Annotated in this window: 13 protein-coding genes and 2 pseudogenes; 8 read left to right on the forward strand and 7 right to left on the reverse strand. The window is 60.0% G+C overall.

Annotation, left to right across the window (positions count from 1 at the left end):
* Window positions 1–54: 54 nt before the first annotated feature.
* From A7X77_RS33985 to A7X77_RS17385, 4 genes and pseudogenes are all read left to right on the forward strand, one after another.
* The gene (locus tag A7X77_RS33985) at window positions 55–342 is read left to right on the forward strand and encodes a hypothetical protein (RefSeq protein ID WP_064684095.1); all 288 of its coding nucleotides are present in this window, start codon (window positions 55–57) and stop codon (window positions 340–342) included.
* Window positions 330–599: pseudogene (locus A7X77_RS17375) on the forward strand (4-carboxy-4-hydroxy-2-oxoadipate aldolase/oxaloacetate decarboxylase); the annotation flags it as partial. The gene A7X77_RS33985 and the pseudogene A7X77_RS17375, both read left to right, overlap by 13 nt.
* Before the next feature lie 258 nt (window positions 600–857).
* Window positions 858–1,085: a CopG family transcriptional regulator gene (locus tag A7X77_RS17380; protein WP_156668123.1), complete on the forward strand. Its 228-nt coding sequence runs from the start codon at window positions 858–860 to the stop codon at window positions 1,083–1,085.
* Window positions 1,082–1,525, forward strand: coding sequence for a TA system VapC family ribonuclease toxin (locus A7X77_RS17385; RefSeq protein ID WP_064684097.1), 444 nt, complete (start codon window positions 1,082–1,084; stop codon window positions 1,523–1,525). Before A7X77_RS17380 ends, A7X77_RS17385 begins: the two co-directional genes overlap by 4 nt.
* Window positions 1,526–1,829: 304 nt before the next feature.
* Here A7X77_RS17385 and A7X77_RS17390 read toward each other — a convergent pair whose 3' ends face one another.
* A complete protein-coding gene (locus tag A7X77_RS17390; RefSeq protein WP_156668124.1) occupies window positions 1,830–3,164 on the reverse strand; it encodes a TadE/TadG family type IV pilus assembly protein in 1,335 nt (444 codons plus the stop codon).
* A 296-nt stretch (window positions 3,165–3,460) separates the two neighbouring features.
* Here A7X77_RS17390 and A7X77_RS17395 point away from each other — a divergent pair, with 296 nt between their 5' ends.
* Complete coding sequence (locus A7X77_RS17395) at window positions 3,461–4,102, forward strand: DUF433 domain-containing protein (protein ID WP_064684099.1); 642 nt, start codon at window positions 3,461–3,463, stop codon at window positions 4,100–4,102.
* Window positions 4,039–4,239: pseudogene (locus tag A7X77_RS33990) on the forward strand (hypothetical protein); the annotation flags it as partial. The gene A7X77_RS17395 and the pseudogene A7X77_RS33990, both read left to right, overlap by 64 nt.
* Before the next feature lie 142 nt (window positions 4,240–4,381).
* Here the strand turns inward: A7X77_RS33990 and A7X77_RS17405 are convergent.
* On the reverse strand, window positions 4,382–5,443 hold the full coding sequence (locus tag A7X77_RS17405; RefSeq protein ID WP_064684100.1) for an S-adenosylmethionine:tRNA ribosyltransferase-isomerase: 1,062 nt from the start codon (window positions 5,441–5,443) through the stop codon (window positions 4,382–4,384).
* Entirely contained in the window at window positions 5,440–6,162 is a 723-nt protein-coding gene (locus tag A7X77_RS17410) for an SDR family NAD(P)-dependent oxidoreductase (protein WP_064684101.1), read from the reverse strand. The genes A7X77_RS17405 and A7X77_RS17410 overlap by 4 nt, the downstream gene beginning before the upstream one ends.
* An 85-nt stretch (window positions 6,163–6,247) precedes the next feature.
* On the opposite strand from A7X77_RS17410, the gene soxR reads away from it, so the two are divergent.
* Window positions 6,248–6,682, forward strand: coding sequence for a redox-sensitive transcriptional activator SoxR (gene soxR / locus A7X77_RS17415; protein ID WP_010059864.1), 435 nt, complete (start codon window positions 6,248–6,250; stop codon window positions 6,680–6,682).
* A gap of 287 nt (window positions 6,683–6,969) precedes the next feature.
* On the opposite strand, the gene A7X77_RS17420 is transcribed toward soxR, so the two are convergent.
* The 3 genes from A7X77_RS17420 to A7X77_RS17430 are packed head-to-tail and all read right to left on the reverse strand — an operon-like array spanning window position 6,970 to window position 11,113.
* Window positions 6,970–9,405 (reverse strand): ImcF-related family protein, encoded by a 2,436-nt coding sequence (locus tag A7X77_RS17420; protein ID WP_064684102.1) that lies wholly within the window; start codon window positions 9,403–9,405, stop codon window positions 6,970–6,972.
* 32 nt (window positions 9,406–9,437) lie between these two features.
* Window positions 9,438–10,337: a M15 family metallopeptidase gene (locus tag A7X77_RS17425; protein ID WP_064684103.1), complete on the reverse strand. Its 900-nt coding sequence runs from the start codon at window positions 10,335–10,337 to the stop codon at window positions 9,438–9,440.
* Between the two features lie 5 nt (window positions 10,338–10,342).
* Window positions 10,343–11,113, reverse strand: a complete 771-nt coding sequence (locus A7X77_RS17430; protein ID WP_064684104.1) for a PP2C family protein-serine/threonine phosphatase — start codon at window positions 11,111–11,113, stop codon at window positions 10,343–10,345.
* Between the two features lie 120 nt (window positions 11,114–11,233).
* Between A7X77_RS17430 and A7X77_RS17435 the strand changes: the two genes are divergently transcribed.
* Window positions 11,234–11,974, forward strand: coding sequence for an OmpA family protein (locus tag A7X77_RS17435; protein ID WP_064684105.1), 741 nt, complete (start codon window positions 11,234–11,236; stop codon window positions 11,972–11,974).
* 33 nt (window positions 11,975–12,007) lie between these two features.
* Here A7X77_RS17435 and tssH read toward each other — a convergent pair whose 3' ends face one another.
* Entirely contained in the window at window positions 12,008–14,740 is a 2,733-nt protein-coding gene (gene tssH / locus A7X77_RS17440; protein WP_064684106.1) for a type VI secretion system ATPase TssH, read from the reverse strand.
* Window positions 14,741–14,863: the final 123 nt, after the last annotated feature.

The raw sequence follows: 14,863 nt of genomic DNA on the forward strand, positions 1-14,863 counted from the left end.
GTAACGACATCATAAGCGGCAGCTTCCTCATGAATATCAGCGGAGGCGCTGGGAATGATCGGATATCCGCTAGCTCCGGCAGCACGATTCAACAACGACACGATCTCCGCCGCATTCCAAAATACGGTGACCGGCGGCGCGGGTGATGACCCGATTTCTGGCTGGCACAATAATACGATCGACGCCGGTGCCGGCAATGATACGATCTCTGCTGGAGTTGGAAACGTCATCACCGGCGGAGTGGGAAACGACAAAATTACCATTAGCAGCAACCAAGCTGAGAGCTCCGGCTCCACCGTCAAATTCGCGATCGGTGATGGGCAGGATTCAAGGGCACGGTGAAGGAAACCATCGCGGCGGTGAACGACCCGATCATCGTCGGCGGCGAGACCATCAACCCCGGCGACATCATTGTCGGCGATGCCGACGGCCTTGTGGTCGTGCGCAGGCAGGAAGTGCGGGAAGCCGCCAGGCTCTCGCAGGCCCGCGAAGACGCCGAAGCCGGCTATATCGCCGCCTACAAGGCGGGCAAATCGGTCATCGAGGTCATCAATCTGGCACCGGCGCTGAAAGCCAAGGGCCTGGTTGTCGACATCTGAGACGATGTCCGAATGGCCCATCAAAGCCTGGGACCAAACATCCAGGGCCCGATACATGAGATGGCTACATCAATGCGCTGGACGGCTTGAGCAGGTTCGAACCAAGACACGTGGTGCGTGCACGGATTTGAGAATGTGATTTCAACCGCTTCCGGTGAAACAGATTGGCGCAATGGTGCGTCCTTTCGGTATCCACCTTGAGACGGCCGACCACTTGCTCTATATGATGCGTGATGATTGATGCGCGATGAGGCGGATATGAGAACGACCTTGGCAATTGACGACGATGTCCTGATCGCCGCAAAAGCAATGGCAACCCAGCAGCACCGAAGCGTCGGCGAGGTCATTTCTGAGCTGGCGAGACGTTCTCTGCGCCGACCGCCCAGCAGCGGCGAGCGCAATGGCATTCCTCTCCTTTCAACTCGCCCGAATGCGCCGCCAGTGACGCTCGAAATCGTGAACGCCTTGCGTGACGAACTGCCGTGACTTTCCTGCTCGACGTCAATGTGCTGATTGCCTTAATCGATCCGGGCCATGTAGCCCATGATGATGCGCACGAATGGTTCGCAGCGATGGGTCAGCCGGCGTGGGCTACCTGCCCCATTACCGAAAATGGTGTCATCCGGATTGTCGGCAACCCCAAATATCCCAACTCTCCCGGTTCACCGTCACTCGTGATGGAGATCGTCCGCAAATTGCGGTCGCTCCCCGGCCACAGTTTTTGGCCGGACGATGTGAGCCTTGTCGGGTCAGCTGATATCGATCCCACGAAAATTCTAACTTCGGGACAGGTAACTGACACCTACCTGCTTGCGCTAGCCAAGGCGCATGGGGGGCAGCTGGCGACATTCGATCGCAAGCTGTCAGCAGCAGCGGTTAGAAGGGGCACTTCTGCCTTGCACCTGATCACCACCAGTAGATCATGAGTTCCCGTCGATCCATTATGCAATCTTCCTGGCCCAAAACGTGAACCCCATAGCAACAGCCGGACGCTGGCCTCGAAAGCCTCTCGCCGTGCCAGAACCGTTGACCCCGGCAATTTCGGTGCCAGTGGCGTAAGAGGTATTTATGGAACAAATGGAACATAGTCATCGCACTAGACTTCCGTCAGTGTCGAGATGGAGCCGCCCCTCGAACTCCTAGCAGTCCGGCATCCTGCAGCGCACCCGCGGCCGGCATTGGCGCGACACCAGGAATTAAGCGCACCGTCCGTCGCCGGGTATGACACCCTTAGCGGGCAAGCCGGATGGCACCTGGATTGTTGATCTCGTTGTTCGCCAGTTCCGACTTGCAATCCAGCTTAAACGTACTGTTGCCGATCATGGTGATCTTTTGGGCGATTAAGCGGATGCATTCGCCGGTTGTCGAGCCATTGCCGGCATACTGGAGTTCCGCGGCCGCCGGCATGTAGATGATGCCGTTGACGTGCGAACTGCTGTTCCCGTTGATGACCGCGGGGGCGGTGTTGTTGCGGTCGGCGACGATCGAGAATCCCGCCCATGCTCCCGACGTGGGGGCGGTGACGTTGAAGGTCGAGCCGCCATGAATGTCGAGTTCGGCACCGTTCAGCAGAAAGAAGGTAACCTGATCGCCGGTGATGACGGATTGGCTGTTGAATTTCAGCTTACCGCCGTCAATCAGGTAATTGCCAGGTTGCAGCTTCACATTGCCATTGATTTCAAGGCCATTGTACGTCCCCGGCTTTAGCGTCACCGTATATCCGTCGGGCGGCTTGTTAGGCGTCTTGCCCGTGCCGTTGCAGCTGCCGTTGCCGCCGCCGCCGGCGACAAAGTTCTGTCCGCATCCTGCTAGGTCCTCCCAGGTCCCGGCTTTCGGTATCGCTTTGCTCCTGAACGGGTCGGTTGCCGGTGACGTTCCCTCGCGCGGCTGGCTGCATTCGAGATCCATGCTACCCGGCGATGCAGATACCTTGCCTGGCGTATAAAGACATTCCGTCTTCAGGGTTCCCGACCCGCCGACATAGATCGCTTCGCTGCTGCGCGAATTTGCGGTGATCGTGCATCCCGATGTGTCTACTTTCGAGCTGCCGCTGACTTGGAAGGCGCGGTCGGCTGTAGGGTTGAGCGCTAAAATGCAGGCCTCCTTGTCCGGCTGGCGGAAGGCGGCGCTGCGGCGGGAGATTGGGAATGACAACCGGGTCAAGAACACGGGTTGGTAGCTGACGGCGTAGTCTGCCGTCGCCATGACCTCTTGTCCCACCTGGGCATAGACGACGTGCAGGGGTGGCGGTTCGGTTGCCGGGGTGGTATCCTGGTTGCCATCGGAGACGCTCCCCGTCTTATGATAATTGCCGAAGAACATTTCGGTTGCCATTTGGGTGGCTTCCGCTTCGCTGTGGCCCTCGCCGTAAAGCCGCACCGCCGCAAGGGCGGCGCTGTCCAACGCCTCCTGCATCTTGGCGGCATCGAGACTAGCATTAGCGAAGTCAATCGCGAGTGAGGCCGCCCCCACCAGCGGAACGGCCACAAGGGCAGTCAGGATGGCAAAGTTGCCGCCTTTGTCGCAAACAAATCGGGTGGCATGCCGATCAAGAAATTCACGCACGTCCGCCCCCACAACTGTTAAGCTGCACATTAGCCAATAAGCATATACGAGTTATTGCTTTATCAATTCAAATTGTAGGCATCCCAAAGGTACCCGCCTGCGCATCAGGCGCGAAGGAGACATAGGAACCTCATCGGTCCCTCACGAGCAGATCCCTCCCTGGGCGAAGCGCATTTCGGGTGACTAAACGGCCGCTGCAGAAGTGCCCGCCAATAAGCAGAAGCGAAATCGAAAAGCTCCGCAGGTGTTCACGCGGGCGTCACTTTCATTATATATACTCCATAAGGAGAATGATTATGGCCAGCACAGCACACGCCTACACACCCGCCGAGGCGGCCGCTGTCAGCGAGATAGCTGTGAAGTCGGTGCACAATGCGATCGACAAGCGCATCATCGAGACTCATCTCGTTGGCAGCAGGGGTCGCGCACTCATCGATGAGGATCTGCTTCGGTTGAAGCTCTGGTACGGCGTCGGATCGATCTTGTCTGCCGAGCGCCGCAAGCGCCTATTCGATACGATCGACCAGAACCCCGATGCCGAAACTGTTAGGGCAGACGACTATCTCATTATCGACGTCTCGCGGGCACGAGAGCAACTGGCCGCGCGGGCCGAGGCGCTTCGAGAGGCCGAAGGAATGATCGAGAGCGTGAAGGGCGTCGTGGGCGGCGAGCCGGTTTTCAAGCGAACCCGTGTTCCTGTGCGAACGATTGCCGCGATGAAGACCCAAGGCGCAAGTACAGCGGAAATCGTTGAGGGCTATCCTTCGCTCACCGAGCGCATGGTGGAACTTGCCGAGATCTGGGTTGCGGCCAATCCCGCCAGAGGACGTCCGAGGAAGCTTTCGGAGCAGGGCCTGAAGGTGAAATCCGTGAAGCGCACGACTTCATCGAACGCCGACCCTCCGCGGCAGACTGCCGCCGCCAGGAACTGCATCTGACGCCGGCCGGTGACGCGATGCTCGTGCAGGCACCCGAGCGGATCGACAGGCATGAACAGCATTTTATCGACCTGTTTTCGGGCGATGAAATGGATGCGCTGCTCACAAACGCTGGGACTCTAATCGCTGCTGGATGAAAGTTCAGTGGCAGGTCAGAGTGCCGGCGGGCCAGCCAAACACGGCGATGCAAACTGCTCTGTCCATCGAATAACTCTCAAGAAGGCATCGACGGTAGCCGGAATAAACCCCAAGGACCATCTGCGGCGTATGAATCGATGATCATGTGGCCCGAGGGGAAGGTTCGCGCCGATAAATCAGCGATTGACGGTTGAGCAGCATGGAATCGCCGAATTCATGCGCACGGTAACCGCATGCAGTTAGAGCGGTGGAGGCACTGGCGAGGAGGCCGTCGTCGGCGAAGGCGCGCAACAGCTCGAAATGGCTTTCGCCCGGCTGGTGGACGCCAGTGAGAACCGCATCGACGACGCGGAGCGGAGTGCCCCGTGCGATACGCCCTGTCGCAATACCATCTCCGGCACGCACGCTGCCATCGGGATTGGCGGCTGCTTCAAGTGCGCGCACGACGCTCGTACCGATCGCGAAGATGCGGCTGCCTCTGAGCTGCGCCTGCGCTATCTGCGCCACGGTGCATTCAGGGATGTGGTACGGCTCGTCGAAGGGAAGGCGCGAGTCGAGTGCGGGATCGCCGGTGGAAGAAATCCCCGCGGCATGCGTGAGTGTTGCAAAACCGATCTCACGCCGGCGCCAAGCTTGCAGTGTGCGCCAGTCGAGCGCGAACGAAGCCGATGGCGCCTCGAACGCGACCGGCCGGGCGGCAATTCTCGTCCAAACATCCCACAGTGCCAGCGGCTCGGGAACATGGGCGTATTGAATCGGCCTGCCATGCTGCGCCAGTCCTGCAAACATGGCTGCTCGGGTGCCTTCGAAACTGAGCTCGACAAGGCGAGGATGGTCGAGAACGCGCTCGACCTTAGCTTCAAGTGGGCCGAGCTGGAGACGATCGCCCGATGACAGCGCAGGCGGCGGCAGCCGATCTTCCGTGCGGGTGCGGTGATCGCCAGAGCCGAAGACAATCACCAGGAAGCGGACCGGAGCTGAAGGTGACAGCCAGCCGGCCAAGCGAATCTCGATTGTATTTCCACATTGGAGATGGGTGCCGTGCAGGCTGGCAGGCAAGGTCGCAGCGTCGTTGGCGACAACCAGATCGCCAGGATCCAATAATGCCCCGAGGTGAGCCCGCGGCAGGTCGCGCATCGTACCGTCCGCCTCAACGAGGAGCAGTCTGGCCGATGTCCGATCGAGGCGATCAGCGGCGATCACGCGTGGGCTCCGGCGGTAAGCGCAGCGTGACCCGGCAGCGCGTCGAGCATCTTTTCGATGATCTCGGCAGCCGCCAGCTCCGGGTCTTTCAAGGTCGACGGGTCGGCGTCCGGAAGCGCCAGCGCGTGCAGCGGGGTGTCCATGTCGCCAGGATCGAGCGCAAGAAACCTTATTCCATCTCCTTTCGACTCCGCGTCCCAAATCGCCGTCAGATGGGCAAGCGCTGCCTTGCTCGCGCCGTATGCGCCCCAGCCGGGATAGGCGTTGACCGCCGCATCGCTGGAGATGTTGATCACCAGCCCGCCGCGGCCCTCGCGCGCGGACGTGGCAAGCGCACCGAACAGGGCTTTCGTCAGCCGGAAGACGCCGAGAAGGTTGACTACGAGCGCCGCTTCCAGCTCCTCGCACTCCGTATCGGCAAGAAGAGCCAGAGGCACAGGACCGAGGCTCGATGCATTGTTGATCAGGACGTCGACCCCGCCAAGATTGGCACTGATCTGCATCGCGATCGGGTAGATGTCTTCCTTCTTGCCGATGTCGGCGACAATGCCTTGCGCACCCGTCTCGGCTCCGACGCGTTCGACATTCGCGGCGGTGCGGGCGACGAAGGCAATGCTCGCACCCTTCTCTGCAAGACGCCGCACAAGCGCCAGTCCGAGGCCGGAAGTGCCGCCGGTGATCCCTACGCGAAGTCCTTGAAGATCGATATTCGCCTGCATTGCGGTGCTCCTTCAATGGGTACGCCTAACTGCTACAAGTTCAAGTGAACTTGAAGTCAAGAGAGCTTCGTGCTTTTATTTATGCATGGATCCGATGCTGACCATCACCGACGTGTCGCGGCGCAGCGGCGTTGCCTCATCAGCTCTGCGCTTCTATGAGGAGCGTGGGTTGATCGCATCCGAGCGCGCCGGCTCGGGACATCGACGCTACCACCGGTCTGCATTGCGGCGGATCGCTTTCATCGTCTTTGCACAGCGGATCGGGTTGACGCTTGAGGAGATCGGCGCCGAGCTCGCCAAGCTGCCGGCCGATCGCGTACCGTCACGTCGGGATTGGTCGCGGTTGTCGAGCGTGTGGGCAAAACGTATCGACCAGCGCATAGCCGAGCTACAGCGCCTGCGGTCCGGGCTTGGCGAATGCATCGGTTGCGGCTGCCTGTCGATCGACCGATGCCGCTTGGCGAACCCTGCTGACGTGGCAGGGCGCAAAGGCCCAGGGGCGAGGTATTGGCTGGGGTGAATGAGCCTCCAACGTTACGCCGAACGATTTTCCCGATTATTCAATGATGTCGCCCAAATCCATATTTGCCGATAGGCTTTCTAACGACGGGTCCTAAATCCGCCGCGGCAGGGCATACGATGCAACTGCTGACGAGGCACCGCAGCGAAGGCACACGGCCGCTGTCAAACAATGCGATCACTATGACCCGTGACCGCAGCGCCCATGGTTGCACTTGTTGGTGACTTTGGTGCCTGCTGGACAGGCGTAGGTGACTTTTATTAGACGAGTGCGTCCGCCCGCTGAGGTCAGAGGCTCGATGGACATGTCAGTTCCCGCATCAGGATGCGCACGGAGACAGGGTTGGCAGGCTCGGCGAACGACATCTGCAGGTAGGCACGCGCGCCGGTTGTCCGCACGTCAATGAGAAAACGCCGGCCGCCGTCGCGTGGCCGCAAGCGTGATCCGTCCAGAAAGCGCAATAGGCCCCACGCCCCGGGCGCGCTCTTTTTCTCAACCGCTCTGCCGCTATCGAAGGAGATTTCGAGGCCGCGTGATGGCAAGTCTCCTGGCCAGCTAAAGGTCACCGCCCCGCCTGATGTAGTAACCGGAGCGTGAGCGCCGCCGATCGAGATGGTAGCCGCCCCGCGCTGCGCAAGTGCCTCCAGCGATACAGGGAGACGCGGCGAGCTTCCCTGACGAAAGAGCGCGTCGCCGATCGCGGAAGCTTTCTGAAAGAACGTTGCACTTTCGGGCGCGTAGCCGGAAAGCCGTGCTTCCGGTTTCCAGCGCCACGGGGTCGTTGATGTGTCCATTGAAGGCGCCAGTTGCGTCCGGAAATAGGTCGCCACCAGACCATTCGGCGCGAAAATGCGTGCGACTTCGGCCATATCCGAGTCCGACCCCTCAAAGAACGGATAGCGGCCTGCGACAGCAGCCTGGCAGGCCATGGCGATCTCGCCCCAAGCCCCAGGCGGCCTTCCTGTCTCGACCGGATCTTCGGCCTTCTCTACGGCCTTTGGAGAGGCCGTCTGAGAGATCACGTCTTCGACCATTTGCACGACGAGGAGCGGGGCCTGCTGCAGGGCGACGACGGAGTTGGCGCGCTCCTGCGCATCCATCAGCGACTTTTTGCCGATTTCCGAATTTACGTCGAGAAGGGCAAGCGCGACATTCAGCGACACAAAGAGGCGCGAGATTTCCGACATGCGACCCTGCTCCACGAACTGGATGGCAGGCCCGAGTGTCGCGGCGATGCGAAGCTGGTTGGCATGGCTGCGGCTGCGGTCGGTGCCGCCCGCCTGGCGCCATACCTCACGGATCAGGGCCGAGAGCGGCGAGTTGGTGGCGCTTAGCACACCGCTGACAATAACCGCGCTCGGTTGGTCGGTGAACGGCCGGACACGAAGATCGCCAAGGTACTGCGACCACGTCTCCAGCGTTCGCTTCTGAAGGAGGTCCATAACTGCATCAGCGCTTGTCTCGCCTCCGGCGTGCAGGAGGATGGTTGTTTCGGCTTTCGCCTTCCCGATGGCCTCTTCTGCAGCGCCTGAACGCGCGTAAGCCCATCCCGCCTCAGTGTAAAGACCGGGCACGGCCTGCTCGATAGGCAGTCCGGACCTGCGGATCAATATCCTGTCAAGACCAGGTGCTGCCTGCCCGAGAGACCAGGCAGGCAGGCCCGCAGTTTTCTCGGCACGGGCAAGTTCAAGCATGGCGCGCTCGTTTGCAGAGCCCTCTGAAGCAAACTGTCTTGCTTGAGCGATTGCTTCGGGATCCGGCTCTTCAAGATCTATTGGAGGTCCGGACATGGCAGGGACATGCACTGCCATGCCGGCAAGTTCAGGAAATGTCTGGGCTCGATCTTCGATCCAGCCCGCCAGGAACCGCGCTTGCCAGTCCGATGTGCCCTTCAAGATAGACCAGGCGCGTAACGAATCGTAAAGCGCGGTTGCCTCTCCTTCCGTGGCGAGAGCAACTCCAAGGGCTGCAGCAAGTGGACCGCTGGTCAGGGCGTCGACGGCTTGGCCGTAGCGCTGGCGCGCGGCCTCTGCCGGATCGAAAATCCCCAATTGATGAATGAGACCAAGAGGTGAACGCTGCGCGTCCTGCTCGACAAGTCGAACGCCTGCAAGGAATGCATCGAGTTGGGCTACGCGCGCTGCCGGTGTTGCCACGCGGCCGGCTTCCACGACACCTGCGACATCGGGCAGTTGCGACAAAAGCCGCTCACGAAACCGCCATTCGGCCCATGCTGCCCAAACCACCAGAATTGCCAGAAAAACTCCGATCACGAGAGCAGCAAGACCGCGATCCGCGCGGGTTTTATGCCGTGCGCCCGGCAGAAGCGCCGCTTGGACAGCGTCGTTACAGTGGCCGAGGAAGCGGGCGAGATCTCGGCTCGCCGGCCCTGCCTTCGCTGCCGCCCTCGCCCGTTCGGCCAGGCTGCTGGCCGCCATAACTCCCCCAATTGGCAGAGCAGCGGCAAGCGCGCGCTCCCATTTTCGGATCGACAATGCCGGATTGTTACGCGCTCGCGCATCAACCAAAGCAACAAGGGCATCGCGGGCATCCAGGAGCCAATCCTGCGGAACCTTCCTGCGTCGTGCTTCCGTCTCGAAAGCGGCGACGAGGGTCCGTGCCATTGCCGCAAGCTCGCGCGGATCTGGGTTCTTTTCGCTTTCGGCGCGCCTTGCAAGATCCAACAGGGGCTGTGCCAGTGCGGCAAGCACATCTGCTTGCATAGGGGCTGGACCCGGCGGTTCGAAAACGCCCTTCACAGCTTGCCCTCAGCCGCCCATTTTCGCAGCAGCGCCTCGCCGACCTCGAAGTGCATGGAATCTTCGCGGCTATAGCCCGCCCCCCAATACCAGCCAGCCTCGTTGAAGAACTCGGCAAGCACCACAAGCCCGAATTGCGTGCTGTTATCGCCCATGTTGTCGAGGTTCTTCTTGATGGTCAGGTCAACGGCCGCCCCCCACGCATGTGAGGACACCGACTTCGAAGAACCCCGTACATACCTTGCACAGAGCGCGCCCGCGGTTCCGATAGCGGCATAGATATCTGGCTCTTCTTTTTTGAGGCGCGCCATGATCTGCTGAAGCGAATCGAGCGCTGGTCTGATCATGGTCAGACGAATACCGCCGATGTCGCGGGTTTCGAGTACATGCAGCAATTTCGGATTGGTGACCGGTGCACAGGTGGTTGAATAGGTGCTTCTCGGCTCGCCCAATATCTGTCGCAACACGGCCGGGGTCGGGCGTATGACATTCTCGTTGAAACGCTTCTTGGCCAGTTGCATCGGTTCAGTCAGATTTCCTTCTTCCTCACGCGGTGCCATACCGCCGAACTGGTCCGTGAAGAGCGGTGAAGGATCGGTCTGTTGGACGGCTTGCGGATTAATGACGGGGGCTGTCTGAGCAGGGCCGGAAGGTGGAGCTTTTTCCAACTCCATCACCCTGCCGCCGACATCCGCCATCTGTCCTTTGAGGGTGTTCAATTCAGAGCGCAGCCCCCGAATTTCACTGTCCTGCTGGGCAAGTTGCTGTGTGAGCCGATCTATTTTGCCCGCATTCGGATCGCGCTCCGTATCTTGCAAGAGGTTTCCGACAAACGCAAAGATGACGGCTGCGAGGATGATGCTCATCCCGATGACGATGGCCGCGATGGCACTCATTTGCCTCAAGATACCGCAGCTCCATCAATCTGGACGACAATCACTGAGACGTTGTCCGGGGCACCGTTATCGAGAGCAGCGCCGATCAATCGCTGACAGGTGACCGTCGGCGTTGAAACGGCATCCATAAGGGCAGCGATCTCGGCGTCCGCCACACAGTCGGTTAGCCCGTCAGAGCAGAGAATGAGGACATCACCCGGGCAAAACGAAACTTCCGTGGTTTCGACGACAAGATGATCGGACGCTCCAATCGCGCGTGTTACAACATGCGCTTGTGGGTGCTGCCAGGCCGCCGCGGGAGAAAGGCGCCCATCGTCGAGAAGCTCCTGCACGACCGAATGGTCACGCGTCAGCTGTTGCAATTCACGATCGCGCCAGCGGTAGGCCCGGCTATCGCCCGCCCATGCAAGCGAAATAGTGCCGCCGTGCAGAAGCGCAGCCACCACGGTTGCACCCATCTGCGCCACGTCGGCCGAGGTTGCCCATCGCCGAATGGCGGAATTGGCTGCCTCGAGCGCGACCACCAGATCGGCGCTCGAAATTGGAGCATGGGGAAGCAGGGCTAGATGCTCGATCACCAGGCCTGCTGCGACGTCGCCGTGGCCATAACCTCCCATTCCGTCGGCAACCGCCCAAAGCACGCCTGTGGGATCTATGAGTATTGCGTCCTCGTTGCGGTTGCGAACATGACCGGTGTGGCTGAGCCCGGCCCCTTTCGGCCTGCCCGGCCAGCTCGGGACCCGCGTCGAGGGACTATCGGGATACTCCGGAGTCATGACCGGAAGAACCTCATCATTCGCTCCGCCGTGAGGGCCGCCACGGAAGCGGTTGCACCCATGGTCATCCTATAGTAATTTTTTGGCCAGGCGAAACATTTTTGCCGAGAGGAACCTAAAATGAAGCGCCTGCTGACTTTGAAGCTGCTGGTGTCTCTCGCTTTATTCTTCACGTTACAAAGTGAATTGCGTGCACAGGAACTAAACGAGACGGCGCTCAAGGAACGTTTCCAAAGGCAAATGGAATTGTTCAAGGCGGCCAAACTCGGGCCGTCCCGCGGCCTCGTGCTGACCAATTCCGGGCCTGCGCCTGAGCCAACGCCAGTGCCGATCGCTACGCCCGAGACCCCGCCGGCCAAGATCGGCTCTACTCAAGCGAGTAGCAACCCGGACGCTTCGACAGATGTGGCTAACGAGGCAACAGTCGAGGCCGGCCCGACTCCCGCACAGGGGCCGGTGCAGACTTCACCAACAACTGCAGCAGCGACGATAACAACACCGCAGACATACTGGAAGCTGCCTGACGATGATCAGGTTAACTACCGCGTGCAGTTTGCCTTCGATTCCTCTGCCATCGCACCCAAGGAGAAGCCGATGCTGCAGAAGCTCTGCAGTGTGGTGAAAGAAATGGATATCAAGCTCATTCGCATTGTCGGTCATACCGATGCCTCCGGCGGAGCCAGGTACAACCAAAACCTCTCCACGCTGCGTGCAAGGGAGGTGGCGCGCTTCTTCACAGAGGATTGCCAAATTCCTCGTGAACGGCTCGAGGCTGTTGGCGTTGGGGAGCAATTTCTGCTCGATCCACAAAAACCGAGAGCTGACGAGAACCGACGCGTCGAATTCCAGGCAGTCAGCTAAACGCGCATAGCAGCCGCAGATGCGATCTAATCGCTATTCAAAGGCGTAGGTGAAGCCGTCCGCAGATGCTCCGACCGTCGCCTTCGTCAAGCGTTTGCCATCCAGCGCCCAGTTCAATATGCCGGTGCTGAGGGCCGGCAGAAGCGTGTTGGTCAAAATCGCATCGATCATGCGACCGCCCGACTCCACTTCGGTGCAGCGCGCCTTGATCAAGTCGATAACGCCCTCCCCTATGACCAGTTCGGCGTTATGGCTCGTACGCAGTCGCTCGGCGATCTTCGCAAAATTTGCCTGCGTGATTGCTTCGATCATCGAATCCGAAAGGGGATAATAGGGCACGACGATAACGCGCCCGAGGAAGGCGGCCGGGAACACATGCAGCAACGGTGTCCGCAACGCGGCTTCGAGTTCTTCGGTTGGCGTGCGGGAGAGCCCGTTGCCGGTCAGTCTCATGATGACATCCGATCCGACGTTGGAGGTCAGCAATATGAGTGTATTTCTAAAATCAATCCGTCGACCCTCGCTGTCGTCCATCATCCCCTTGTCGAAGACCTGAAAGAAGATCTCGTGGACATCGGGATGCGCTTTTTCGACCTCGTCGAGCAATATAACGGAATAGGGCCTGCGGCGAACGGCCTCGGTCAGAATGCCTCCCTTGCCGTAGCCGACATAGCCGGGGGGTGCTCCCTTCAGCGTCGAAACCGTATGGGCCTCCTGAAATTCCGACATGTTGATAGAGATCAGATTCTGTTCGCCGCCATACAATGCCTCGGCGAGGGCGAGCGCCGTTTCCGTCTTGCCGACACCGGACGGTCCACAAAGCAGGAAGACGCCGACCGGCTTTTCCGGCGACCCTAGTCCTGCGCGGCTGGTCCGTACCCGGCGTGCGATCGCTTCCATGGCAAGGTCCTGACCGACAACGCGTTCGCCCAGAATTCCAGCGAGCTTGAGCGCCCTTTCAGTCTGACCAGCGAGCATTCGCCCGACGGGAATACCTGTCCAGTCCTGGACCACCGAGGCGACCGCGTTGCGGTCTACCGACAGCAGCATCAATGGCGTTTCGCCCTGCATCTCGGCAAGTTCGTGCGTAAGTGCCCTTAGGCGCGAAAGGTCGGCATTTCCGTCGGGAGCTTCTTCTTCGTCTTCGCTGGGCGCTGAGAGATTTTGGTCGGGGGGCGTCGCAACGGTCGCGGTATCGCCCTGTTGCGACAACGCCGCATCTAGGCCAACTCCCTCGCTGCGCAGCCTGGCCCGCAGGTCGAGAATGTCAGACACCAGCAACCTTTCCTTCTCCCAGCGGGTTCGCGCCCCGGCCAAGGCCGCCTCCACCTCGCCAAGGGCGGTCTCGACCTTAGCTTGACGGTCTGCAACCTCAATGCCGATGGACCTTTCGCGGCCGATGATCCCCTGCTCGATCTCGAGAGACTGTTTGCGCCTCAGAAGATCTTCAACCTCGGCCGGCGTTGCGTGCTGTGATACCGCCACGCGTGCGCAAGCGGTATCAAGCAAGCTGACTGCCTTGTCGGGCAACTGGCGGGCCGGAATGTAACGATGTGAAAGGCCGACCGCCGTTTCGATCGCCTCGTCGAGGATCTGCACCTGATGGTGTTTCTCGAGGATGCCCGCCACGCCACGAAGCATGAGAATGGCGTCTTCTTCGCTGGGTTCCTCAATCTTGACGACCTGGAAGCGCCGGGTCAGCGCCGGGTCTTTCTCGATATGCTGTTTGTACTCCGCCCATGTTGTTGCCGCGATCGTGCGAAGTTCGCCGCGCGCCAATGCTGGTTTCAATAGATTTGCGGCGTCCCCCGTTCCCGCAGCCCCGCCCGCTCCGATCAGCGTATGTGCTTCGTCGATGAAGAGGATGATCGGCGTTTCCGATGCCTGAACCTCGTCGATCACCGTCTTGAGGCGTTTTTCAAACTCGCCTTTGACGCTCGCTCCGGCCTGCATCAAGCCAACATCCAGCATGTGGAGCGCGACCCCTTTGAGTGGCGGCGGCACGTCTTCCGCCGCAAGGCGAAGCGCAAAGCCTTCAACGACCGCCGTCTTGCCGACCCCGGCCTCGCCAGTCAGGATCGGATTGTTCTGCCGTCGGCGCATGAGAATATCGACGATCTGGCGAATTTCCGGGTCGCGACCCACAACCGGATCGATCTTTCCTTCTCGAGCACGCCTGGTCAAATCAGTCGCATATTTCGCCAACGCGGAATCGCCGCCAGCCGGTCGTTCCTTGCGCACCGGTTGCCCAGCGTCGCGTCCGCCGCGATTTTCAAGCGATTGAGAGAGTACGTCGTCCAAGCGAGCAAGAACGGAATCGGCTTCGACCCGATCGAACTCACCGCTGATCTTCAACAGCAGGCCATCAAGCACCGGCACCTTTCTACAGGCCAGAAGGACGTAAGCGCCGCGCACCTCTTCCGAGCCGAATTGAAGGCTTGCAAGACTCCAGGCTTCTTGGACAGCATGAAATATGTGATCTGAAAACTCTTCTATGGACGTCGCGCCATAGGGCAGTTTGTCGATCGACCGTGCCATGTCGGCCGCAAGGCGGCCGAGATCCACGCCAGCGTCGGCGAGGATCAGCTGGAAATCCGCGCGGTCGACGAGCGCCAGTTGCTCGATCCAATGGACGAGTTCGACATAGGGATTGCCCCGAAGCTTGGCGGCGTCGGCTGCCGCCTTGAATGCACGCAGGCATATAGGGTCGAGCTTGCCAACCAGTTCTTTACGCTTGAAGCTGTGAGAAGACATGTTCTGTTGCATGCCGGTCGGGCTCCTGCCCACGTGCTCTCGAATGAACGAGCCTAGTCTTCAATCTCAATGGCAAACTGCCACATTATAGTGTTCTTGACAAATATTCGAACCGCATGTCTTTGATGAATAGTG

It is taken from the genome of Rhizobium bangladeshense, assembly GCF_001662075.1.
In the GTDB taxonomy this organism is placed as follows: Bacteria; Pseudomonadota; Alphaproteobacteria; order Rhizobiales; family Rhizobiaceae; genus Rhizobium; species Rhizobium bangladeshense_B.

Excerpts from the sequence above, each read along its gene's own strand:
- A7X77_RS17410 (WP_064684101.1), bottom strand. The coding sequence starts at position 6,162 with ATGCAGGCGAATATCGATCTTCAAGGACTTCGCGTAGGGATCACCGGC.
- A7X77_RS17425 (WP_064684103.1), bottom strand. The coding sequence starts at position 10,337 with ATGAGTGCCATCGCGGCCATCGTCATCGGGATGAGCATCATCCTCGCA.
- A7X77_RS17435 (WP_064684105.1), top strand. The coding sequence starts at position 11,234 with ATGAAGCGCCTGCTGACTTTGAAGCTGCTGGTGTCTCTCGCTTTATTC.
- A7X77_RS17380 (WP_156668123.1), top strand. The coding sequence starts at position 858 with ATGAGAACGACCTTGGCAATTGACGACGATGTCCTGATCGCCGCAAAA.
- soxR (WP_010059864.1), top strand. The coding sequence starts at position 6,248 with ATGGATCCGATGCTGACCATCACCGACGTGTCGCGGCGCAGCGGCGTT.
- A7X77_RS33985 (WP_064684095.1), top strand. The coding sequence starts at position 55 with ATGATCGGATATCCGCTAGCTCCGGCAGCACGATTCAACAACGACACG.
- A7X77_RS17395 (WP_064684099.1), top strand. The coding sequence starts at position 3,461 with ATGGCCAGCACAGCACACGCCTACACACCCGCCGAGGCGGCCGCTGTC.
- A7X77_RS17430 (WP_064684104.1), bottom strand. The coding sequence starts at position 11,113 with ATGACTCCGGAGTATCCCGATAGTCCCTCGACGCGGGTCCCGAGCTGG.
- tssH (WP_064684106.1), bottom strand. The coding sequence starts at position 14,740 with ATGCAACAGAACATGTCTTCTCACAGCTTCAAGCGTAAAGAACTGGTT.
- A7X77_RS17420 (WP_064684102.1), bottom strand. The coding sequence starts at position 9,405 with ATGCAAGCAGATGTGCTTGCCGCACTGGCACAGCCCCTGTTGGATCTT.